This window comes from Bacillus sp. TL12, assembly GCF_022625245.1.
Lineage (GTDB): Bacteria > Bacillota > Bacilli > Bacillales > Bacillaceae_G > Bacillus_A.
The window spans coordinates 1-22,181 of sequence record NZ_JAJJBY010000042.1; the positions used below are offsets into that span (position 1 = coordinate 1).

Below are 22,181 nucleotides of genomic sequence, written 5' to 3' on the forward strand. Positions count from 1 at the left end.
GTACAAAAAGGGGGAAATGGAAAATGGAATACATTGAAAAAGCAACTAAAGACATTAAAGAGGATTGGTTTGAAGATCATGTGGCTGAAATTCAAGGTGAAGAAGGATTACAGGTTATTTATTGGGGCAAGCCTGGGACCAATATGTATCGCACTAAATTTGTTCTTTCAGGATATAACGTGTTTGTTTCTGGTGATATCGGTGAAGCTGTGTACAACCTTACATGTCCAGCAACATTAGAAAATATCAAAGGATTCGATTTAGGATATTTTACTGGAAAGTTAACGGCATTTTGTGAAGAACGTTGGAATTTCGATGAAGAAAAGGCTAAAAGGGAACTTGATGAATATTGGAAAGAATACGATATGAATGAAACAACAGAAAGCGGACAAGAAGTATATGATGGCATTATTTCAGCGATTGGTGAGAGTTCATCTATGGAAAGTTACCACTTTTGGTTAAGTGATGTTTATCATAATAGCTCATTAGATTCTGATACGATGGAAGATGTTTGGAATTTCGGTAAAAGATTACCGCGTCGTTTAATTGGCTACTGGTTGGGGTTACACATGGCCATTGAGCAATTAGAGAAAAATAAACCTGCAGCAGAAGCAGTGACTTTATAACAAAATAGTTATTTGGATAAGAAAGTGTTTATGTAAGAAAGATCGTGCAACGGTTCACGATCCTTCAAGAGGAGATTCGATGCCTTTAGAATTATTTCTCTCTCCATACACTCTACGAATGTTTGTGGAAAGTGTGCAAGAAATTAATACAAAAACGCTATTTGAATAAATTTAGAGTCTTAAGGTGGAGGAGGACATATGCTTAACGATAACTGTGAACATGATTTTAGGGGATTTGATTACAGCAAACCATTGGAACGATGGATAAAGTATTGCTCTAAGTGCGGATTAATTAATGATGAACCGAGACCAATTAGCGAAAGGTTACAAAGGGCAATTGCTACAAGGATTAGGAATGGCGATATTGTAAGGAAAGGAGATTAAAATGAGCGGAATCTTAGCAAAGTTCTCTTATAAGCAATTACACACCATGAAACACGCAATATTGAAATATATGTTACGCGATGGAATTACGGAAGATGACTTTAAAAGTGAACAGGCGTTACTACTTAAAATCAATTATCTAATTGAAGAGATGAAAACACGTAACAATATCAATAAAAACTAAACAAAAATTTCATTTTATAGAAAAAAGGAAATGGTAAAGGGTGATGCTTGAGCATTTTCATTACGTCAATTGATTTGTCCGTTCATATAATGAAACTAATTGTATAAAAAATAAAAGATTAGAGGGATATAGATGCGACAAAATAAGAGGGCTAAATGTCATTCCCAGGAATCAGAAAATTTATATAGAGTAGCTATTTCTTGTCCAGTTCCAGAGCCCATTAGCTATCCATTTATTTCAAGAACTTCAGGCTCTCCTGGTCCACCAGGACCGCCTGGGCCACCAGGACCACCAGGACCCTCAGTCCCTAGTCCAATACCAACCACGAATTTAATGTACTTTACATTTTCAGATGGACAAAAATTAGTTTATACAAATGCTGATGGCGATCCAACGCTTGGAACGACTCAAATACTTCCACCAAGTGAAGTTTCGTATATGAATTTATTTATTAACGGTATTCTTCAACCACAAACTGAATATCAAGTTCAAGCAGGACAATTGACTTTAGTAGGTCCTGATGTCCCTGTAGCAGGAGCATCTATTATTCTCCAGTTCATTATTATTAATTAGAATGCGTATATGAAAAATGACAGGCTTCTTAGAAGCCTGTCTGAAAACTACAACTGATTATGTTACAACAAATTCAATTACAAGTGGAGTAGCTGGATCAAGGACAGCACCACCCACAATAGTGATTGCAGTAGTGGTAACTCCAGTTACAGTATCAGCCGTTTGTAGTACACCATTAATGTACAAACTGAAATACGCAAATGATGCAGGGAATGTCGTTACAGCACCTGCGTCATTTGTAAAATCAGTATTAGCAAAGGTTAAATCTGCTCCAGCTGTAGTTCCTGTTGCGGCTGTACTTACAAATTTTCTTCCAGCAATAAAAGGTTTAACAATAGGCAATGATTTTCACCTCTTTTTTATTGTATTTGAACAAGCGAAGAAGCTTATCCATATACTTATATTATGTTACCTATTCAATTGAGAAACGGCTTATGAATCATATAAATACAATACTCAAGTTTAATATGATTTTTATTAGTAGAGTGTAATAACAAATATCATCTGAACTGAAAGGAGAAATAAAACTAGATGAGCTTGCAAGAACTATTAATATCCAGGGCCAATACAGCTGTAGTCATGAAATCAGGAAATGATTCAACGGCTTTCATTGGAGGAAATCCTTTTAAAACAATTAATGGTGCGATAACAGCGATTAATGCAATAGGTGCTACAGGAATTACAATTCTTGTGTTTCCTGGAATTTATGATGAGATAGTTGTCATTCCTAATGGAAATTCATTGCGAGGGATTCATTTGTCAACGGTAATCATTCGTCGACAGAATGTGGCATCAAATACTACTGTACTTACAATGGGTGAAAATACAAGAGTAGAAGATATTACGGTACTATTAACTTCCTCTAACCATGTGAGTTTAACAGGGGTGGCTTTTCCTGGGACAACATCACAAACATCTAGATTAAGAACAGCAGTTATCACTGTAGATAATTCAACAGCATCAACAGTTGGAACTTCCGATGTTTATGCGATTCATTCTTTTGGAACAGGAACGCCAGATGACAGTATAAGTGCTGTTAGAGCAACAACGATAACAACAAGATCAGCTGGCTTGGGAAATAAAAGAGCAATATTAGTTAATACGAATCCGCATAATTTTCATTGTCGAGACATTAATTTGACCACTACTAATTTAGGCGGAGCAGGATCTTATATAGGGGCAGAAGTGAATCGGGCGGGGGCGCAATTAAGCTTACGTTTAGCATCGGTGCAAGGTGCTACAGCGGATGTATCTCAAACAGCTGGAACGTTGACTTTAAGTTCAGCAAACCTTATAAATTCCAATGCTAACAATTTAGGCTTTACTACAGTTCTACAGCCCAATACGATTATTTGGGCAGATCCTGCTGGTTTACCAACTGGTGCAACTCGCTTTTATCGACCAGGTACATCGGCTGTCTCAGCCACAGAAGTCTTTATCCGAATGAGTCAAAAAGCAATTGTCAAATCATTAGCAATCCGTGCTCGAGTTGGTCCGGGAGGCACAAATACAGATACTTGGACGATTCGAAAAAATGGTGTAGATACACCTCTTACAGTTTCACTAACTGGTGCCCAGACATCTAATATAAATAATAATGGTTCTGTGACATTTCAAGCAGGGGATAGCATTTCATTAAAAGTAACCACTGCTACTGGAAGCACTACAACGGATACTGTAATACAAGCTGATATTTTCTAAGAATCCTTATAACCGAAGAAAACTTTATTTTGTAGACAATTAAAAAAGAGCACCTTCGAACGGTGCTCTTAGAAAAACGGATTTCTATGAGTGGAGGATTTCTATACAATAGTATATACTTGTTCGATTTAAATGTGGAAAATTATTTTGAATAGAAAATCTATGCAACTAAAAAGAGCAGCTAGCAAAAGCTAACTGCTCATCCTCCAAGGGGGAACAAGGAGAAAGTAATTTAATGGGTTGTCTACAGTATTGACGGAATATTGATTTTTATTCAGGGGGGATGAGGGAAATGTTAATAAAACCAGATACAAAGCAATCGTCTAGGTTCTGGGTACCAGTAAATTTAGGATTTGCTCGTACCCTAGAAATGGTAGAAGGTGCATATATAGGGGAACACAATGGAGTGCATTTGGTAACTCATTTTAACGAGAAGACTTGTATGCATGTCGTATCTGAATTGACTACTGGTTATGGGATAGCAAACTCATTTAAAAAGTGGTTTGCAATTGAGAAAGCAAAACGAAGAATTGATACGAATAAAGAACGTGTTGATCTATGGATAAAAGGAACTAATGCAAAGTATGGAGAGTTAAACGAATTAATTTCAACAAAATAATCCTTTGAATATAGTCCGGCTAGAAAACTAGAGGACACCAATTTTTAGAACAGTAATTACAACTGTTTTAAGGAATGGTGTCCTTTTTATTTTGAAAAGGGAGATGGGGAAAATGAAAGCATTAAAAGACCAATTACGTGAGTGGCAAAAGCAAGCAAATCAAGCAAAAAAGAAAAAGAAGAAAAAACGAAAAGAGAAATTAAGCACACGTGATATTGAGGATTTAATGGGGATTCGTGGACCACGTTATGAACGTAGACGCGGAGCATTAAGACAGAAGTAATTAATAAATAAAAAGGAGTGGTCTTACATGACTAAACAATTATCTTTCTTACCAAAAATCGATAGAGCAGCAACACAAGAGAAATTAGAGGGTGTTCTTGAAAGTGTACGTATATATAGGCAGTTTGGAATGATTCGTAAGGAAATGAAAGTCACTCCTTCTTATGAAGTTAGATATCATGGACCTACACACGATGTTGGAAAACCGTTAGAAGATGTTGCAATAGCAAACGTACAGCAAAGTGAACGGGAAAAGTGGATTGAGAACATGTCATTTCGCATTGACCAATTTCTAAGCCGCTTGGGTAATGGACGTGCTGGAAATGATCAAAGAAACATCATCATTAAGCGTTATTTAGAAGATGAAGATGTATGTGATTACATGGTTTATAACGAAATCGGAATGAGCGAACGTACTTATCGACGTGTTAAAGCTAGAGCGTTTTATAAGCTGGCTTTTGCACTTAGATTAGAAGTTTATGAGAAAGAAGAAGCTGGAGGTAATGAATAATGAATTTCGTTCAGCCAATACGTGATCCAGAGCAAATACAACAATTAAAAGACTATTTCAAAGAAAAGAGCGCACGTAATTACATTTTATTTATCATGGGAATTAATACAGGTTTAAGAATCAGTGACATTCTGAAATTGAAGGTAGGTGATGTAAAAGGAAGTCATATCTCTATGCGAGAAAAGAAAACAGGAAAACAAAAGCGAATTCAGATTACATCTACATTAAAAAGAGAGCTGAAATGGTTCAATGAGGACAGAGAAGATCATGAGTATCTGTTACAAAGCAGACAAGGGAAGAATCGTCCCATTGGTCGCAGTATGGCATATAAGATATTAAGCGGAGCTGCAGCAGAGTTTGGATTGGATGAGATAGGTACACATACTTTAAGAAATACCTACGGATACCATATGTACATGCAAACTAAGAATATAGCATTACTTATGGAGATATTCAATCATTCATCAGAGAAGGTAACACTTCGATATATAGGTGTAAACCAAGATGCAATGGATAGAGCAATGACTAGGTTTAAAATCTAATCATTGCTTTTTTTCTTTTTAATTTATACAGTTACTCATAAATTTTGTACTGTGTAACTCAAAAAAGAAAGTCTTATAAATTCACTGATACCAAGGGATTCAGAAATAGACTCAGTTACACACAATATAAGATATGGGTAACTCATACTATCAATCTAATAAAGTGATTTGTTAGAATTAAATAATAAGGAGGTGATAGTATGGCGACGTATATTGTGAACAGTTTATTTGTAAAAGGGTTTGATGAAGAGATTCAATTTGATAGAGCATATTTATATGTACATAAAGTAGGTTCTACAAGTTGGAGTTTAGAAATTGAAGAAGCAGAACAAAGTTCAATATTCAGAAACGCAATACGGAATAGAGAGCATTTAAACATTACTTTTTCCGCTGAATATATGAAAGAATTAAAAGGAAGTGTAATGGTAAAGAGAGTAACAAATGATTCTGTTGAATTAAAAGGATCTGGTGAATTAGTTAGTTTTAACGATTAATTAAAAAAAGTGGCAGAGTCGTGACCGCTTTTTGGCAGTAAATGTACCGGTTGTTTTGGAATTCCCGTGTTATATTTGTATTGTGAGTAGTGGCGGAAAACATTACTCACGAGGATTCATTTATAAAATTCTAAACGGCTTCATAATGACGGCACATAAAATCCGTAACCAGCAGATGGTACTGATCGAATGATACCGTTAATGTAGAAGAGGGCTTTTTGCTCTTCTCTCAGCCACTTGATACTGTGTAGGTGCAGTTGAGTAAACGACATCAGGTGACTGAGAGAAGAATAAAACTTCACATACCACATTCTATTGACTGAATAACTTCTAACGCTTTCATGAAATTTTAGACAATAGAAATGGATGGGATAACAAATGTTGAATCAAGTATTTAATATGGATTGCTTAGAAGGAATGAAAATGATTGAGGATAAATCAATTGATTTAATCCTGTGTGATTTGCCTTACGGAACGACTTCCTGTCATTGGGATGAGATTATTCCGTTTGATAAGTTATGGGAACAATATGAACGAATCATAAAAGACAATGGTGCTATTCTTTTAACAGCGAGCCAGCCATTTACTACAAAGGTAATTGCTTCTAATATGAAGTTATTTCGTTATGAATGGATCTGGAAGAAAGGGAATCATACAACAGGTTTTCCGAATGCAAACAGAATGCCATTAAAGAATCATGAAAATGTATTAGTCTTTTATAAGAAGTTACCAAAGTATTATCCTCAAGATTTGGTTTTATTAGATAAGCCGATTTATAAAAAAAGTACAGACAAGAAATTAAAAATCTTTGGCAAAAGAAATAATGAATCATTAAATAAGGTTCATGTAACCAAGTATACAAATTATCCTAAATCAATATTAGATTTTCCAAGGGAAAGTAAAACATTTCACCCAACACAAAAGCCAGTAGCTCTTTTCGAGTATCTGATCAAGACATATACAAAAGAAGGCGAAACAGTATTAGATAACTGCATGGGATCATTTACAACTGCTATCGCATGCATTAATACGAATAGAAATTACATTGGATTTGAAATGGATGAAGAGTATTGGAAGTTAGGAAATGAACGAGTAGCAAAACATATACAAACAATTAAGCATCCTTAACGGGGTGCTTTTAATTTTAGGGAAGGAAGTGACGGAATGTTTTGGTTAGGTTGCTTCGTTGGATATTGTGTAGGAATGACAATTTGTTTACTACTTATGATTCAATTCATTAAAGCAAAGGAAGTAAAAGAATTAGATTAATGAATGATGTGGAGTGGGGAAATGGCAAAGGAATATGCAAGGAAGTTTTATAAGTCAACAGCATGGAAGAAATGTAGAGCATCATATATATCTTCAACACTAGATGGAATGTGTGAGCATTGTAAAGAAGAACCAGGATACATCGTTGACCATATTGTGGAGATTACACCAGACAATATAAACAATCCAGATATAACATTGAACCACGAGAACCTACAATACTTATGCTTACCTTGTCATAATACAAAGACGTTTGGTAAGTCTGTATTGATTAGAGAAGATGTAATGTTTGATGAGAATGGAGATTTGATTAGAAGCTGTAGACAAGATGGATGAAAATGGGAGCTTGGTATTATCTAACCGTTGTGAATTTATTATGTAGTAAATTCTTTAGAATCTATCCAGTGTTCTTACTAGAATTTAAAAAAGACACCTTTTAAATTAAGAAGGTGTCATTCTTTTTAGGATAGATGTTTTAGTATTTGTGGCTTTTCCTGTAATACGGCTAAGGAGTGAAGAAGATCGTGCAAAAGCAAAAGGAACTGGACTCGTAAAAGGAAATCTCGATGCCGCAAAATGAGTTGTTTCATCATCAAGAAATTGAACAACTGTACCACTAGCACTACTAGAAACGACGATGGTCACAACATCTCCTGCATGTAGTCCATAAATAGTTGAGATATCAAGGACCGTAGCACGCTCAAGTTCTGGATCACCAGGGGTAGTTTCTACAGCAGTTGCGACAGGAGTACCATTGACGATAACTGCAAATCCAATAGTATAAGTGACTGTAAAATCATCTGGAATAAATATAATATTTGCAACAATTGAATATATTCCATCTTGGCTTGGTATAAAGGTATCCAAATTGTTATATTCATTTCCAAAATCGAATTGTTCAGTTTGAAAAGTAACAGTCACCTCAGTAACCGCAGGAACGGTTTGACCACTCTCCTGAGTTTTTATGGCCCTAAACGCAGATTCTATCGCACCTGGTCCTGGTATTCCTTGTATTCCTTGTATTCCCTGTGGTCCCGGAGGTCCTGGTATTCCTTGTGGTCCTGGTGTTCCTTGAATACTTTGAATAGGAATACTAACAGGATCAGGGACAGGACAAGGACATGGGGGGCAATGTCTTTTATCATTAGACTGCAAGGGAAATCAACTCCTAAAATAAAATAACAAACGCTTATATTATTTTATTGCAAACCAAATTCTTTTTCTTGTATGTTTACCTCATGAAAAATAATAAATAAAGCCATTCAGGATCTTTTAGAAGAAAATAAAATTAATAATCCCCCCCTTTAAAAAATATAATTTTAAATTTGATAGGGACCGAGGGGGGAGCTTCACGTAACACATGGGTCGCACGCGTGGGGGGTGTGGTCATGAAAGGAGTGATTACTTATGAGTAACGATCAAGTTTTAGAAATAGAAAAAAGAATTAAGCGAGAAATAACAAGATTAAACAGCTTATTGAAAAATTTAGAACCAAAAAAGAAAAGAGCAGTTTCTTCACTCATTAAGAATGCTGCTTTTATGGCCGTCACTTTAGAAGACCTGCAAGAGAAAATTAATAAGAATGGTACTACAGAGCAATATCAAAATGGAGCCAATCAATTCGGTACTAAAAAGTCCTCCGATGTAGAGGTGCATAACAATATGACGAAAAACCATGCCCAAGTTATGAAACAATTGATAGATCTACTTCCAAAAGAACAACCTAAAGAAGATGATGACGGATTCGATGATTTTGTGGCTGATAAATGAGTAAACGAGTAAGAAAGCAGTATCCGTTAGCTTATAATCCAATCATTGAGTATTACAATCAAATCGAATCTGGGGAAGTAATCGTATCTAGTAAAGTTAGACGAATATATAAGAAGCTTGTTGACGATGTTTATGATACTTCTTCTGTATTCGAGTATGATTCTAAGAAAGCAAATCATGTAATTGAATTTATTGAGAATTTTTGCAAACATTCGAAAGGCAAGTGGGGCGGTAAGCCGATTGAATTAGAGTTATGGCAAAAGGCATTTTTAGCTGCATCGTTTGGCTTTGTTCATAAGATTGATGGTACAAGAAAGTACAGAGAAGTCTTATTGATTGTGGCTCGTAAAAATGGTAAATCAACAATTGCTTCTGGTATCGGTTTGTATTTACAAGTAGCAGATGGAGAACCTGGGGCAGAGATTTATGCTGTAGCTACTAAATTAGACCAAGCGAAATTAGTTTGGTTAGATGCGAAAAGAATGGTTAAAAAGTCACCAGTGCTATTAAAACGAATTAAACCGCTTGTTCGTGAGTTGAATGCAGATTTTAATGATAGTACATTTAAACCATTAGGGAGCGATTCAGAAACTCTTGATGGTCTTAACGTTCACGGTGCTATGATGGATGAAATTCATGCTTGGAAAGATAAAAACTTATACGATGTTATAGTAGATGGTACTTCCGCAAGGGAACAGCCAATGATTTTTATGATTACAACAGCTGGAACTATTCGTGAATCCGTTTATGATATGAAATATGAAGAAGCTGAAATGCTTTTAAATGGTTTTGATGATCCAGACGGTTATAAAGACGATAGATTTCTGCCAATTATTTATGAATTGGACAAACGAGAAGAATGGACGGATGAAAAAACTTGGAAGAAGGCTAATCCGGGTCTTGGGACCATTAAAAAAGTTGACCAATTAGAAACCAAGGTTAATAAAGCAAAAGCTAATCCATTACTTGTTAAAAACTTATTAACGAAAGATTTTAATATACGTGAGACAAGTACAGAAGCATGGTTAACATTTGAACAGTTAAATAATAAAGTTATCTTTGATATAGCAAAATTAAAACCTTCATATGGTATTGGCGGTTGTGACTTATCTTCCACAACTGACTTAACCGCAGCGAAGGTTATTTTTATGGTTCAAAACGATCCACATATCTATGTTAAACAAATGTATTGGCTTCCAGAAGATTTACTTGAACAAAGAAGTAAAGAGGATAAAATACCTTATGATTTATGGTGCGAACAAGGATTATTAAGGACCACACCAGGTAATTCTGTTCATTATAAATTTGTAACAGAATGGTTCTTAGAAATGCGAGATGAACTTGGTATTTATATCCCTTGGATTGGTTATGATAGATGGTCCGCGAAATATTGGGTTGAAGAAATGGAAGGGTACTTTGGTAAAGAAGCGATGGTTCCAATTGCTCAAGGTAAACAAACTCTTTCTAGTCCTATGAAGTTATTAGGAGCAGATTTAGAATCAAAATTAGTAAATTATAATAACAATCCTATTGATAAATGGTGTTTATCGAACACAGCCATTGATGTTGATAAAAACCTTAATATACAGTCGAACAAAACAAATAATCAGCGACGTCGTATTGATGGTACAGCAGCTCTTTTAAATGCATATGTAGTACTTCAAGAAAAACGTAATGATTACTTAAATATGATTTAAGGGAGGTGAGAAATTGGGGTTATTTGATAAGATATTTGGAAAGAAACAATCCCCTACTACAACTCGTTTTGAAATGATAAACGATAATGGAGGAGGTTTTTTCTCCTGGAATGGAAGTATCTATGAGAGTGATATTATTAGAGCTTGTATACGTCCTAAAGCAAAAGCAGTAGGTAAATTAATTGCTAAACATATTAGGGATAATGCAAATGAATTTAAAGTGAATCCTGATCCATATATGAGGTTTATTTTAGAAGAGCCGAATCCATTAATGACGGGTCAAATGTTTCAAGAAAAAATGACAGTTCAATTAGAACTTAATCATAATGCATTTGCTTACATTAAACGGGATGATCTAGGGTTTGCCACTGAAATTTATCCCATTCCTTGTGTAACTGTAGAAGTTGTGGAAGGAGTTCAAGGTGATATTTTCTTAAGATTTTACTTTAAAAACGGAAAGAGAATGACCGTCCCATATGTGGATGTAATTCATCTCAGAAAAGATTTCAATGAAGATGACTTTTTCGGAGAACATCCAGGAAAATCACTATCCTCATTGATGGACATAGTTACAACTACCGATCAAGGGATTGTAAAAGCAATTAAAAATAGTGCAGTAGTGAAATGGATATTGAAATTTAAGTCCGTTCTAAAGCAAGAGGATATTAATACACAAGTACAAAACTTTGTTAACAATTATTTAAGTATCGATAATGTTAACGGTGGAGCTGCTTCATCTGATCCACGTTATGATTTAGAACAAGTTAAACCGGAAGCATTTGTTCCAGATTCTAAGCAAATGCAGGAAACTACTCAAAGGATTTATAATTTTTTCAATACAAACGAAAAAATTATACAAAGTAAGTATACAGAAGATGAATGGATATCCTACTTCGAGAGCGAAATTGAACCATTAGCGATGCAGCTTGCTGGAGAATACACCAGGAAGCTTTTTTCACGTCGTGAAAGAGGATTCGGTAACAAGATTATCTTTGAAGCATCAAGTCTTCAATATGCTTCTATGTCCACAAAAATGAACCTTGTTCAAATGGTAGATAGAGGAGCAATGACACCAAATGAATGGCGTTCAATTCTTTCTCTCGGACCAATAGAAGGCGGAGATAAACCAATCCGTCGATTAGATACAGCATTAGTTAAAGATGGAAATGTTACTGGTAAAGGAGGTGAGAATAGTGGAAAAGACGGAGCTCAGGGAAATAGTAACTCAGGGAATGGAAATTAGAGAAGATGCTGAGGGTAATAAAATTCTTTCAGGATACGCTGTAAAGTGGGAGAAGAATTCGGTTGTTATGGGTTATTACCGAAAATTCCGCGAGCAATTCCGACAAGGTGCATTCTTAGAGTCATTGCAAAAAGATGACCAGCGTTTCTTGTGGGCACATGATACTTCTAAAGTATTGGGTAGAACAAAGAACAACACTTTGCAATTGGCGGAAGATTCCATTGGATTAAGGTTCGAATTGACATTACCAAAAACAACGCTTGGAAATGACACATATGAAACGATTAAGCGTGGCGATGTCGATGGTGTTAGCTTTGGTTTTAGTATGATTACTGAGGAGATTAACGAACCGGACGATGATCTTATGTTACGGACTGTAACCAAAGCTAAATTATTAGAAGTAAGCGCGGTTGCTTTTCCGGCTTATCCAGATTCAGAGGTAAGTGCAAGAGGTTATGACCCTTACAAACAATTTGTAGAAGATCGTGAGCAAGATGAATTACGTAAAAGACTAATCATAAAAACTTATTTATAGAGGAGAATGATAATATGAATCGTTTACAAGAAATTTTACAACGTAAAGCGGAAATCCGCACAGCATTAGAAGGTACTGGAGAAGTTGATTTAGCAGCATTGGAAACTGAATTACGTGAACTAAGTGAAGAACAAAATGGAATTGAAACACGTCAACGTTTATTACAAGAAGCTAGTGCTATCAATGAAGGTGGAGCACCTGAAACTCGTACAATTCAAACGTTTAATACTGATCCACAAGGTGAGCAGCGAGAATTTGGTACGGATTCCCTTGAATACCGAAATGCTTTCATGAATTATGTGTTACGTGGTGAAGCAATTCCTGCTGAAATTCGTGCAAATGCGATTACAAAAACTGGCGATGTTGGTTCTGTTATTCCGCAAACAGTATTGAATCAAATTATTGAAAAAATTGAAGCTGTAGGAATGATTCTTCCACTTGTTACACGTACTGCAATTAAAGGTGGAGTGAGCATTCCGACTTCTTCTGTTAAACCAGTAGCAACATGGGTAGCTGAAGGAGCTGGAAGTGATACTCAAAAGAAAACGACTGGTAGCATTACATTTAATTACTACAAATTACGCTGTGCTGTAGCAGTTTCTTTAGAAGTTGATACTATGGCACTATCGGTCTTTGAATCTACTTTAATCAACAATGTTGTGGAAGCAATGACAAAAGCGATTGAGCAATCAATTATCAACGGAACTGGTTCTGGTCAACCAAAAGGTATTTTGACTGAAACACCTGTTGCAGGGCAATCGTTAGATATTGCTAAAATTGAGTATAAAACATTAGTTGATGCAGAAGCAGCGTTACCTCTTGAATATGAAGATGGTGCAGTTTGGTGCATGACAAAGAAAACGTTTATGTCTTATGCTGGGATGGTAGATGCAAATGGACAACCTATCGCAAGAGTAAACTATGGTATTAATGGAAAAACAGAACGAGTTCTGTTAGGACGTCAAGTTGTGCTTTGCAACTATATTGATAGCTTTTCAACGGCGGTAGTTGGTAAACCATTCGCTTTCTTATTCAATTTCAGTGATTATATTTTGAACACTAATTATCAAATGGGTGTTAAAAAATATGAAGATAACTTAACAGATGATATGGTAACAAAAGCAATTATGGTTGTCGATGGTAAAGCGGTAAATGTTAACTCTCTTGTAGTTCTTAAAAAGGCAGCAGTTTAAGGAGCTGATAGCAGATGAAAAGCTTAGTTATTAAGCCGTTTATCGATAAAGATACACAAATAGGATATTCGGAAGGTGATATGTACGAATCAGCAGATTCTAAACGTATCACCTTTTTAGTTAAAGAAGGATATTTAAGTACACCACCTAAGAAAACGGTGAAGAAAGATGCTTGATGTTGTAAAAAAAGCATTGCGTGTTTCTCATAATGCTCTTGATGATGAAATTTCAGATCTAATTGAAGCAGCCCGGCATGACTTAATGTTGTCGGGCGTTGCTTCTACAAAAGTGAATGTGGACACTGATCCACTTATTAAACGAGCGATTATTACTTATGTAAAAGCTAATTTTATTCCAGATGCAAAAGAAGCAGAACGATTCCAATTATCTTATAACATGCTTAGAAACCACCTAACTTTAGCAGGTGATTATAAATGAACGATATTTTATTTTTTCCAGTTGTTACAATTATTGAAGATGAACTAGGACAAAAAGAGGAAATCAAAACATTTAGTAGACAAGTGTTTTGTAAGAAAAAGTCTGTTCCACAATCGGAATTTTTCCAAGCTGGGCAAAGTGGAATTAAAGCTAGTTGTACATTGATTGTTCATTCGTTGGACTATCAAGAAGAAACTAAAGTGAAATATAGTGAGAAAACGTATAGTATTTACCGCACATACGAAAGAGAAGATGAAAAGGTTGAATTGTATTGTGAGGTGAAAGCCGGTGTCTAGTATTAACGATTTTGCAAATGAGATTGCAAGAGAGCTGCAAAGATATTCTAACGCGCTTGAAGAAGATGTTGAGAAAGCTACAGAAGAAGTTTCAGATAATCTTGTAGATGACTTACAACAAAATAGTCCAAAAAGGACTGGTAAGTATCGTAAAGGGTGGCGTAAGAAGAAAGAAGGAAAGAAATATATTATCCATAATAAAACCCACTATCAATTAACTCATTTGTTAGAAAAAGGTCATGCAAAAAAAGGTGGCGGTCGTGTTCCGGCTAAAGTTCATATTGCTCCAGCTGAAGAAAGAGCAATAGCTGATTTATTAGAACGTGTGGAAAGGGCGGTTAGTCAATGACGTTAGCTGAATTAAAGAAAATTCTTGATGCTACAGGTTATTCTGTGGCTTATTCGCATTTTACAGCAACTCCAGATAATCCAGTTCCTAATCCACCTTATATTTGCTTTCTTGTGAACGGTTCAGCCAATCTCATGGCTGATAACAAGGTATATCAAAAAGTAAATGATGTCAGTATTGAACTTTATACATTAAGAAAAGATTTGGTTGCAGAAGCCAAGTTAGAGAAAGTCTTAGATGATCTTGAGATACCTTACGAATCATTTGAGGCTTTTATTGAATCTGAAAAATTATATCAAAAAATATATGAAATGAGGTTGATGTAAATGCCTGAAAATAAAGTTGTATTTGGTTTAAAAAAGGTGCATTACAGCGTAATTACTGAAGATGATACTGGAAAAATCACATATGGTACGGTTGGGAAATTACCTGGTGCGGTAGAAATGAAATTAGAGCCAAAAGGTGAACAAACTGACTTTTATGCGGATGATAGCAATTACTATACTGAATCAAGTAACCAAGGATATGAAGGTACATTAAACATTGCGAATATCACAGAAGCTTTTCGTACTGATGTTTTAGGCGAAATTTTAGATGCAACGGACAAAGTGCTTACAGAAGTTTCAAATGCAAAAATTAAGAAAATCGCTCTTATGTTTGAGTTTGATGGAGATGTAAAAGCGACACGTCATGTCCTTTATAACGTATCTGTTGCACGTCCTGGTGCTTCATCTTCCACAAAGAGTGATAAAACTGAGCCAAGCACAACTGAATTATCATTTGTTGCAGCACAACACCCAACAAACTTTAAGGTTAAGACTTCCACAACAGTAGGTACACCAGCATCTGTTTATGATGCTTGGTATACAAAGCCTTATGAAAAAACAGGAGCGTGAAAATAGATGGAAAAAACAATTGTAATTGATGATAAAAATGTACTTTTAAAAAGTACCGCTGGTACAGCTATCCGTTATAAGTCTCAATTTAGACGTGACATGTTCGCGGATATTCTTAGTTTAGGTGTACTTTCTTCATTGATTTCCCCTAATGGCGAGCAGGAGAATATCGACTTTACTCAAGCGGATTTGAGTAGATTAGATTTTGAAGTTATATATAACTTAGTTTGGGCGTTTGCTAAGACGGCAGATAAAAGTGTTCCAGATCCATTATCATGGCTTGATACATTTGGTGAGTTTCCGATTGCTGAGATTATTACTGGAATTCAAGATTTAATTAAAAGCACTGTTCAATCAAAAAAAAAATAACAAGTAATGGGCAAGAAGAGCAAGGAGATGACGGTGATTTTTCCGTTGATACATTCCTTGCTCTTTGCTATTCATGCAAACTCTCAAAAATAGATTTAGAGGATATGACGATAGGTGACTGCTTAGATTACATTGACGAATATGTTGAAATGCAGAATCCACAAAAGGAAAAACAAAATACAAGAAATGCTACTCAAAAAGACTTTAACGCCTTCTAAGAAAGAGAGGTGAGACTATGGCAGGAAGTAGAATAAAAGGTATTACAGTTGAAATCGGTGGTGAAACCACTGGACTTCAGAACGCCTTAAAAGATGTAAATAAACGTAGCAATGATTTAGCGAAAGAATTAAAAGATGTTGAACGATTATTAAAATTCAATCCAGGTAACGTGGAAGCATTAGCGCAAAAACAACAGCTATTAACTCAGCGTATTGAAGCAACAACTGAAAAGTTAAGCCAATTAAAAGCAGCTGAACAGCAAGTACAGGCTCAATTTGAGCGTGGAGACATTGGAGAAGAGCAGTACCGGGCATTTAGGCGTGAACTTGAGTATACAGAAGGTTCCTTAGGTGGACTTCAAAACCAATTAAAGAACATGAAAGATGAGCAAGAAAGAGCCGCACGTTCAACTCGTGAATTAAATACTCTTTTTGATGCAACAGGAACAAGCGTTGATCAATTCGCTGATATATTAGGTGGTCGATTAACAACAGCAATTCGAAATGGAACAGCTACATCATCACAATTAGAAGAAGCAATTGAACGTATAGGACGAGAAGCTTTAGGAACCGATACGGATATTGATAAATTAAGACGTGCGCTATCTTCTCTAGATGATGGGAATTCAATTGAAAATGTGAGAAATGAATTAAGAGATTTATCACGAGAGGCTGAAAGAGCTCAAAATGACGTTAATGATTTGAATATTGAATTAGAAAACATGTTAGGCGCTGCAGCGGCTGGTGCTGGCATAGGTAAAGTGCTTGAAACCGCACTTGATACTTCTAAATTAAAAACAAAAATTGATATTACTTTTGATGTTCCTGAGGAATCGAAAAAGTCAGTAGAAGAAGCCGTTAGAAGTGTAGAAGCATATGGTGTCGATGCAGAAGCATCACTTGAAGGAGTAAGACGCCAATGGGTACTAAATAAAAACGCTTCAGACGAAGCAAATACAGCTATTGCTAAACAGGCTGCTGTTATTGCTAATTCGTATGCTGGCTTAGATTTTACTGAATTAATTCAAGAGACGTATGAAATTGGAAATGAGTTAGGGATATCTCAAGAAAATGCAATAGCTATGGCTGATGCACTTTTAAAAGCCGGATTCCCACCTGAACAATTAGATATCATTGCTGAATATGGAGGACAGTTAACTCGAGCGGGTTTCAAAGCTGAAGAAATACAGGCAATTATGGAAGCAGGAGTCGAAACAGGCACTTGGAATTAGATTATAGTTCCCTTGTATGGCGACATACAATGAAAAACTCCTTTAATTCAGTGAAACTCTCAAATGAGACAATACTGAGCGAAGCCTTTTTATTAAGGAACGTGCAACGACTAGTCGAAAGACGTAGGGTGTAAGCAAATGACACTCGAAACGGGGAGCAACTCAAGTAGTTGAAGATATAGTCTAATCTATGCGGTGACGTATAGCAGTTCGTAAGAGAACGGGCGTGACGTTGCGAATCACGTTGAATATAAATGATTGATAATCTTTTAGATGGTTTGAAGGAAGGTCGGATTCAATTAGCTGAGTTTGCTCAAGGGGCGGATAAAGCTTTAAAAGAGGCTCTTGATGGTTCGGGTATTGCGACTGAACAAATAGAAAAATGGGGAGCAGCTGTAGCGGCTGGTGGAAAAGAAGGGTCACATGCTATGGTAGAGGTGGCCAAAGCGATTGAAGGAATAGAAGATCCTGTAAAAAGAAACCAAGTTGGAGTTAAAGTTCTAGCCACTATGTTTGAAGATCAAGGGTCAAATATAACCAATACTTTGATAAATGCGTCTCAAAAATCAATAGACTTTAAGAATAACCAAGATCAATTGAATGAATCCGTCAAAAAAATGGATGCAAATCCAGCTGTAATGATGCAACAAGCTATGGCTGATTTAAAAATAGCACTTGAGCCAGTCCTATTGGTTATTGCTCAAGTTGTGGGTAAAATTGCCGAATGGATTCAGAATAACCCTACATTAGCAGCAACTATTACTGTAATTGCTACAGCAATTGGAATTATTATGGCGGCACTGGTGGCACTGACTCCCGTACTTTTATTAGTAACAACTCAGGCACTAACCTTTGCAGGAGTCATGGCTGTATTAACTAGTCCGTTCACATTAATAGCTGCCGCAATAGCCGCAGTTATTGCCATTTTGATATTATTTGGCGATGAAATTATGCGTGTATACAACGAGTATTTGAAACCGACGGTAGATCAAATTGTAGCCACCATAAATGAAACTTTAAAGCCAGCATTCGAAAAAGGATTTTCAGTGATACAGAATATTGTTAAGGATGCATTCACAATCATTCAGCGTGTGTGGAATGAAATATTATCACCTGTGTTTTCAGTCCTTGTAACAATAATTAAAACAGTCCTTTTACCAGCATTTCAATTCGTATTCGGTGCAATTGGTAGTGTTGTGGGTGATGCGTTCAAAGGGATTGAAAGTGTGTGGAAGAATGTTTTAAAGCCAATTCTTAACGGAATTATAGATTTTATTAGTGGTGTATTTACAGGTGATTGGGAAAAAGCTTGGAATGGTATAGTTAAAATTTTTAGTGGAGTGTTCGAAGGTATTAAAGCGGCAGCAAAGGCTCCAATAAATGCTGTTATTTCAATGATAAATGCAATGATAAAAGGGATTAATAGTGTTTCTGTTCCTGATTGGGTTCCGGGTATCGGTGGTTCCTCAGCTAATATTTCTACAATTCCAATGTTAGCAACAGGTGGACATGTTCTTGGAGATGGACAATTTATAGCTGGGGAAGCTGGACCGGAATTATTCATTAAAAGTGGAAATCGTGTTTCTGTGACTCCATTATCTTCAAGTGAAAAATCGCTTGGTATCACAGGCACTATGAGCCGATTAATTGGTGATATGAGCTATACAATGGCTAGTTCTTTGAATCAATTATCTGATTTAAAAGGTGTAATGAGTGGGGTTTATAGCAGCCTATCAAATAGTTCACAAGCTATGAATCGAAATACAACTCAATCAACTGTGGATGGTAATTCCTCTAAATCAAATGGTAATATTTCATATAATTTCGCTGAGATGTTCAAAGGCTCATCATTTGTAATTAGAGAAGAAGTGGATATACAAAAACTAGCAAGGGAAATAAATAATCTTGTTAAAGGATCAGGTAGAGGAGTGAGATAAGTATGAGTTTAACAATAGATGGGAAAACGTTAAATGAATTAGGTTTAGCGCTTTTACCAGGGCATGAACATCCAGCGGCACCCTCTACTCGTGATTATACAGTTTCAATTCCAGGAGTACCTGGTGCATATGATTTTGGGGCGGATTTAGAACCAAGGCCTTTTACTTTGCCATTATTGGTTAAACCGCAACCAAGCCAAGCTTTATCAGCACGAAAAATAAGAGAAATCATGAAACCCTTTTTTGATCCATATGGGAAAACGAAAACAGTGAGATTGACTTTTGATTATGAACCGGATAAATACTACAAGGTTAGATATAGCGGTAGTTTAGACACAAGTCGCTATAAAACAATGGCTAACCTTGTTTTTCCATTAACAGCATTTGATCCATATGCATATTCGGTATTTGATACTACTAACGACATACTATGGGGAAGTGATATTCCTTTTATGTCAGATATACCGTTTGGGATTGGTGATTATATGTACGATGTTACCGCACCAACAACATTGAAAATTGAAAATGTGGGTTCACTTGTAGTACGTCCTATCATCAGGATAACTGGAAGTGCTAGTTCTATGACTCTTGCCACTAATGGTAAGAGTTTTTCTTTGGGCTCATTTCCTGAAGGTGCCAATCTTTTAATTGATAGCCAACACTATGCGGTCACTAGGGATGGACAGAATTATATTTCGAAGATGACAGGAGACTTTTTAGAGTTACTTCCAGGTGAAAATTCGATTTCTATTACTGGTACAAACTTAAATTTTCAAATTTCATTTGAATTTCACGCAAAATATATGTAAGAAGGCGGTGATACCGTGGCTGATGTACCTCGTTTATTAGAGTCAGACAAGTTATGGCAAGGAACACCAAAGATAAATCAAGCTATTGATGTTATAAATGGATTATCAAAACCAGCAACACGAGATCGAATTGCGGATAATGCTGTTAACTTCGAGAAAATGTATGTTCCTGAAGCTCAAATACTTAATAGGAACTATATTGAAGTTAACTATAAAACTCGAAAAATTACGATTCTAAAGAATTGTTCTATATCTATTGAAAAGTATGCATTTAATATATCACCATCACAAATTGAATTATCATTACCAGATCAAAGTAATGATGGTGTATTGCATTTATTAGTTTACAACCACCGTACAGGTGAATTGAGTTGCAAACCTTTTACTTCAGCAGGAGATAACGAACTATCAATTGCACGCCTCTATGGGAAGAAAGTGTACGGTCAAAACTACGAATTCATTACATTTGTTAGTGATGATGATAATTACAACTATCTAGCTGATAGAAAAATCACCGTTACAAATGCAAACGTTGCTGCAGATGCATTAGATTACACTCGAATTAATATGTATGAAGCAACAATTATAGAAAAAGATAAGGTTATTGTTGATTTAAAAAGAAAGAAAGCAATCATTAAACCAAATACATTTTCTACTATGGGTAACGATATTTTTAATTTAAATCAGACAGGAACAAACCTTTATATCGATCTCCCTACCGATGCAAAGTTATATGCGTTTGTTTTAGATATAACAAAATCTCCTTTTACTGTTTCGTTTGAAGTATATAACGACAAGACAAAGTTTAAAAATAAAAGACTATTATTCTATTATTACAACAACATTCCTTTAGGGAAAAATACAAACTTTATTAAGGTAATAGGGGAAATGGGTGAGATCCTAACAATTAAGGAAATCATTCATAAACATTTAAACAATCCATTTGTTCGAACAATTATCAAGCTTATTGGTGACTCTATCACAGCAGGACTGTGTGGGACTGGCTACAGTGCAACGGATAAACCAATTGGAAACACCGGATATAAGACGAACGTAACAACTGCGGTTTGTTGGGCGAATATGCTGAGAGATCATGTTATATCTGAATATAATCGTGAGTTCGATGTTTCAGTAAATGATCCGAATATTTCTTTCTTAGCTGCAACACATCAAATTGTAGAGAATAACGCTACCACGTTTAAATGGCAAGCTTTCTTCTCAAATACAACAACAAATAACGGTATCCAGTTCACTTTCTATGGTGATCACTTCAGTATTTACCATGCTACTGTTGGCGGTGGCGGTATAATGGATATTTATGTAGATGGCGTGAAATGGGGAGAATTAGACACTTACGGAACATATGCCGACAATGTGGAAAAGAAAATTACTGGTTTGACACTAGGAGATCATTTAGTTGAAATTCGAGAAACAAACCGAAAGAATGCTGGTGCATCAGGTTATTCTATATATATTCAAGGTCTAAAAATCCCTAAAACTGCTGATGTTGTTAATTTTGGAATTAGTGGTAAACATTCGCAATATCTATACCAACAAAGAGATCAGTTAATTGAATCTGCTGACAGCATCGTTATTATGCAAATTGGAACAAATGACCGTCATAATTTCAAAACAACGGCTGTAACAAAGAGTTATCAACGAGAACTTATAAAATACATTCGTTCGTTAGGAAAAGACGTAATTGTCATGGCAGCGAATCCAGTTTCAGTAGCGAACGATATGGAAGCAGTACGTAATTTCAAGATGGATGATGTTGATCGTTCTATCCATCAAGTAACAAAAGAGTTCAAGATGGATTACATTTCGAATTATAAAGGTTATATGGAATATGCAGTTAATACTGGCGTAACCATTGATTCTTTATTATTTGATGGTCTGCATCCAAACGATGAAGGATACAAAGTAATGTTTGAGAATACTGCAAAAGGTCTTGGATTAACATTGTTGAGAGATGGTGTAAGTTATGTATAATAGTAATTTTCGACATATAAAA

The 22,181-nt window shown here is 35.7% G+C and carries 27 protein-coding genes and 2 pseudogenes; 27 read left to right on the forward strand and 2 right to left on the reverse strand.

Annotated elements, in window-relative coordinates; translation table 11 throughout:
- The first annotated feature begins 23 nt into the window (after nt 1-23).
- The 3 genes from LOK41_RS24215 to LOK41_RS24225 all read left to right on the forward strand — a co-directional run bounded on the left by LOK41_RS24215 (nt 24) and on the right by LOK41_RS24225 (nt 1,767).
- The gene (locus tag LOK41_RS24215; protein ID WP_241818644.1) at nt 24-626 is read left to right on the forward strand and encodes a hypothetical protein; all 603 of its coding nucleotides are present in this window, start codon (nt 24-26) and stop codon (nt 624-626) included.
- 385 nt (nt 627-1,011) lie between these two features.
- Entirely contained in the window at nt 1,012-1,194 is a 183-nt protein-coding gene (locus tag LOK41_RS24220; protein ID WP_241818645.1) for a DNA strand exchange inhibitor protein, read from the forward strand.
- A 132-nt stretch (nt 1,195-1,326) separates the two neighbouring features.
- Nucleotides 1,327-1,767 carry a DUF4183 domain-containing protein gene (locus LOK41_RS24225; RefSeq protein WP_481748834.1) on the forward strand — a complete coding sequence of 147 codons (441 nt, stop codon included), beginning with the start codon at nt 1,327-1,329 and terminating at the stop codon, nt 1,765-1,767.
- A gap of 57 nt (nt 1,768-1,824) precedes the next feature.
- Here the strand turns inward: LOK41_RS24225 and LOK41_RS24230 are convergent, their stop codons facing one another.
- Complete coding sequence (locus LOK41_RS24230) at nt 1,825-2,109, reverse strand: DUF4183 domain-containing protein (RefSeq protein WP_241818646.1); 285 nt, start codon at nt 2,107-2,109, stop codon at nt 1,825-1,827.
- A gap of 189 nt (nt 2,110-2,298) precedes the next feature.
- Between LOK41_RS24230 and LOK41_RS24235 the strand changes: the two genes are divergently transcribed.
- From LOK41_RS24235 to LOK41_RS24270, 8 genes are all read left to right on the forward strand, one after another.
- Nucleotides 2,299-3,468: a pectinesterase gene (locus LOK41_RS24235; RefSeq protein ID WP_241818647.1), complete on the forward strand. Its 1,170-nt coding sequence runs from the start codon at nt 2,299-2,301 to the stop codon at nt 3,466-3,468.
- 292 nt (nt 3,469-3,760) lie between these two features.
- On the forward strand, nt 3,761-4,087 hold the full coding sequence (locus tag LOK41_RS24240) for a hypothetical protein (protein WP_241818648.1): 327 nt from the start codon (nt 3,761-3,763) through the stop codon (nt 4,085-4,087).
- Nucleotides 4,088-4,199: 112 nt separating this feature from the next.
- Entirely contained in the window at nt 4,200-4,370 is a 171-nt protein-coding gene (locus LOK41_RS24245) for a hypothetical protein (RefSeq protein WP_241818649.1), read from the forward strand.
- Between the two features lie 27 nt (nt 4,371-4,397).
- Nucleotides 4,398-4,880: an ArpU family phage packaging/lysis transcriptional regulator gene (locus LOK41_RS24250; protein WP_241818650.1), complete on the forward strand. Its 483-nt coding sequence runs from the start codon at nt 4,398-4,400 to the stop codon at nt 4,878-4,880.
- Nucleotides 4,880-5,422, forward strand: coding sequence for a site-specific integrase (locus LOK41_RS24255; protein WP_241818651.1), 543 nt, complete (start codon nt 4,880-4,882; stop codon nt 5,420-5,422). The genes LOK41_RS24250 and LOK41_RS24255 overlap by 1 nt, the downstream gene beginning before the upstream one ends.
- A gap of 200 nt (nt 5,423-5,622) precedes the next feature.
- On the forward strand, nt 5,623-5,916 hold the full coding sequence (locus LOK41_RS24260) for a hypothetical protein (protein WP_241818652.1): 294 nt from the start codon (nt 5,623-5,625) through the stop codon (nt 5,914-5,916).
- A 378-nt stretch (nt 5,917-6,294) separates the two neighbouring features.
- Nucleotides 6,295-7,044 carry a DNA-methyltransferase gene (locus LOK41_RS24265; protein WP_241818653.1) on the forward strand — a complete coding sequence of 250 codons (750 nt, stop codon included), beginning with the start codon at nt 6,295-6,297 and terminating at the stop codon, nt 7,042-7,044.
- Between the two features lie 162 nt (nt 7,045-7,206).
- The gene (locus LOK41_RS24270) at nt 7,207-7,521 is read left to right on the forward strand and encodes an HNH endonuclease signature motif containing protein (protein WP_241818654.1); all 315 of its coding nucleotides are present in this window, start codon (nt 7,207-7,209) and stop codon (nt 7,519-7,521) included.
- Between the two features lie 105 nt (nt 7,522-7,626).
- On the opposite strand, the gene LOK41_RS24275 is transcribed toward LOK41_RS24270, so the two are convergent.
- Complete coding sequence (locus tag LOK41_RS24275; protein WP_241818655.1) at nt 7,627-8,340, reverse strand: hypothetical protein; 714 nt, start codon at nt 8,338-8,340, stop codon at nt 7,627-7,629.
- Nucleotides 8,341-8,592: 252 nt separating this feature from the next.
- Between LOK41_RS24275 and LOK41_RS24280 the strand changes: the two genes are divergently transcribed.
- The 16 genes and pseudogenes from LOK41_RS24280 (at nt 8,593) to LOK41_RS29170 (ending at nt 22,159) form a co-directional block, all read left to right on the forward strand.
- Nucleotides 8,593-8,955, forward strand: coding sequence for a hypothetical protein (locus LOK41_RS24280; protein WP_241818656.1), 363 nt, complete (start codon nt 8,593-8,595; stop codon nt 8,953-8,955).
- Nucleotides 8,952-10,652 (forward strand): terminase large subunit, encoded by a 1,701-nt coding sequence (locus LOK41_RS24285; RefSeq protein WP_241818657.1) that lies wholly within the window; start codon nt 8,952-8,954, stop codon nt 10,650-10,652. Before LOK41_RS24280 ends, LOK41_RS24285 begins: the two co-directional genes overlap by 4 nt.
- A gap of 13 nt (nt 10,653-10,665) precedes the next feature.
- Nucleotides 10,666-11,895, forward strand: coding sequence for a phage portal protein (locus tag LOK41_RS24290; RefSeq protein ID WP_241818658.1), 1,230 nt, complete (start codon nt 10,666-10,668; stop codon nt 11,893-11,895).
- Nucleotides 11,846-12,430: an HK97 family phage prohead protease gene (locus LOK41_RS24295; RefSeq protein WP_241818679.1), complete on the forward strand. Its 585-nt coding sequence runs from the start codon at nt 11,846-11,848 to the stop codon at nt 12,428-12,430. Before LOK41_RS24290 ends, LOK41_RS24295 begins: the two co-directional genes overlap by 50 nt.
- 14 nt (nt 12,431-12,444) lie before the next feature.
- Nucleotides 12,445-13,623: a phage major capsid protein gene (locus LOK41_RS24300; RefSeq protein ID WP_241818659.1), complete on the forward strand. Its 1,179-nt coding sequence runs from the start codon at nt 12,445-12,447 to the stop codon at nt 13,621-13,623.
- Between the two features lie 14 nt (nt 13,624-13,637).
- On the forward strand, nt 13,638-13,799 hold the full coding sequence (locus LOK41_RS24305; RefSeq protein ID WP_241818660.1) for a hypothetical protein: 162 nt from the start codon (nt 13,638-13,640) through the stop codon (nt 13,797-13,799).
- Nucleotides 13,792-14,061: a head-tail connector protein gene (locus tag LOK41_RS24310; protein ID WP_241818661.1), complete on the forward strand. Its 270-nt coding sequence runs from the start codon at nt 13,792-13,794 to the stop codon at nt 14,059-14,061. The genes LOK41_RS24305 and LOK41_RS24310 overlap by 8 nt, the downstream gene beginning before the upstream one ends.
- On the forward strand, nt 14,058-14,357 hold the full coding sequence (locus LOK41_RS24315; protein ID WP_241818662.1) for a phage head closure protein: 300 nt from the start codon (nt 14,058-14,060) through the stop codon (nt 14,355-14,357). The genes LOK41_RS24310 and LOK41_RS24315 overlap by 4 nt, the downstream gene beginning before the upstream one ends.
- Nucleotides 14,350-14,706: an HK97 gp10 family phage protein gene (locus LOK41_RS24320; protein ID WP_241818663.1), complete on the forward strand. Its 357-nt coding sequence runs from the start codon at nt 14,350-14,352 to the stop codon at nt 14,704-14,706. Before LOK41_RS24315 ends, LOK41_RS24320 begins: the two co-directional genes overlap by 8 nt.
- Nucleotides 14,703-15,032, forward strand: coding sequence for a hypothetical protein (locus tag LOK41_RS24325; RefSeq protein WP_241818664.1), 330 nt, complete (start codon nt 14,703-14,705; stop codon nt 15,030-15,032). The genes LOK41_RS24320 and LOK41_RS24325 overlap by 4 nt, the downstream gene beginning before the upstream one ends.
- Nucleotides 15,033-15,602 (forward strand): major tail protein, encoded by a 570-nt coding sequence (locus tag LOK41_RS24330; RefSeq protein ID WP_241818665.1) that lies wholly within the window; start codon nt 15,033-15,035, stop codon nt 15,600-15,602.
- 6 nt (nt 15,603-15,608) lie between these two features.
- Nucleotides 15,609-15,971 carry a hypothetical protein gene (locus LOK41_RS24335; RefSeq protein WP_241818666.1) on the forward strand — a complete coding sequence of 121 codons (363 nt, stop codon included), beginning with the start codon at nt 15,609-15,611 and terminating at the stop codon, nt 15,969-15,971.
- 235 nt (nt 15,972-16,206) lie between these two features.
- A pseudogene (locus LOK41_RS24340) lies at nt 16,207-17,418 on the forward strand (hypothetical protein); the annotation flags it as partial.
- Nucleotides 17,419-17,678: 260 nt separating this feature from the next.
- Nucleotides 17,679-19,358, forward strand: a pseudogene (locus tag LOK41_RS24345) (phage tail tape measure protein); the annotation flags it as partial.
- Nucleotides 19,359-19,360: 2 nt separating this feature from the next.
- The gene (locus LOK41_RS24350; protein WP_241818667.1) at nt 19,361-20,167 is read left to right on the forward strand and encodes a phage tail domain-containing protein; all 807 of its coding nucleotides are present in this window, start codon (nt 19,361-19,363) and stop codon (nt 20,165-20,167) included.
- 15 nt (nt 20,168-20,182) lie between these two features.
- On the forward strand, nt 20,183-22,159 hold the full coding sequence (locus LOK41_RS29170; protein ID WP_241818668.1) for an SGNH/GDSL hydrolase family protein: 1,977 nt from the start codon (nt 20,183-20,185) through the stop codon (nt 22,157-22,159).
- Nucleotides 22,160-22,181: the final 22 nt, after the last annotated feature.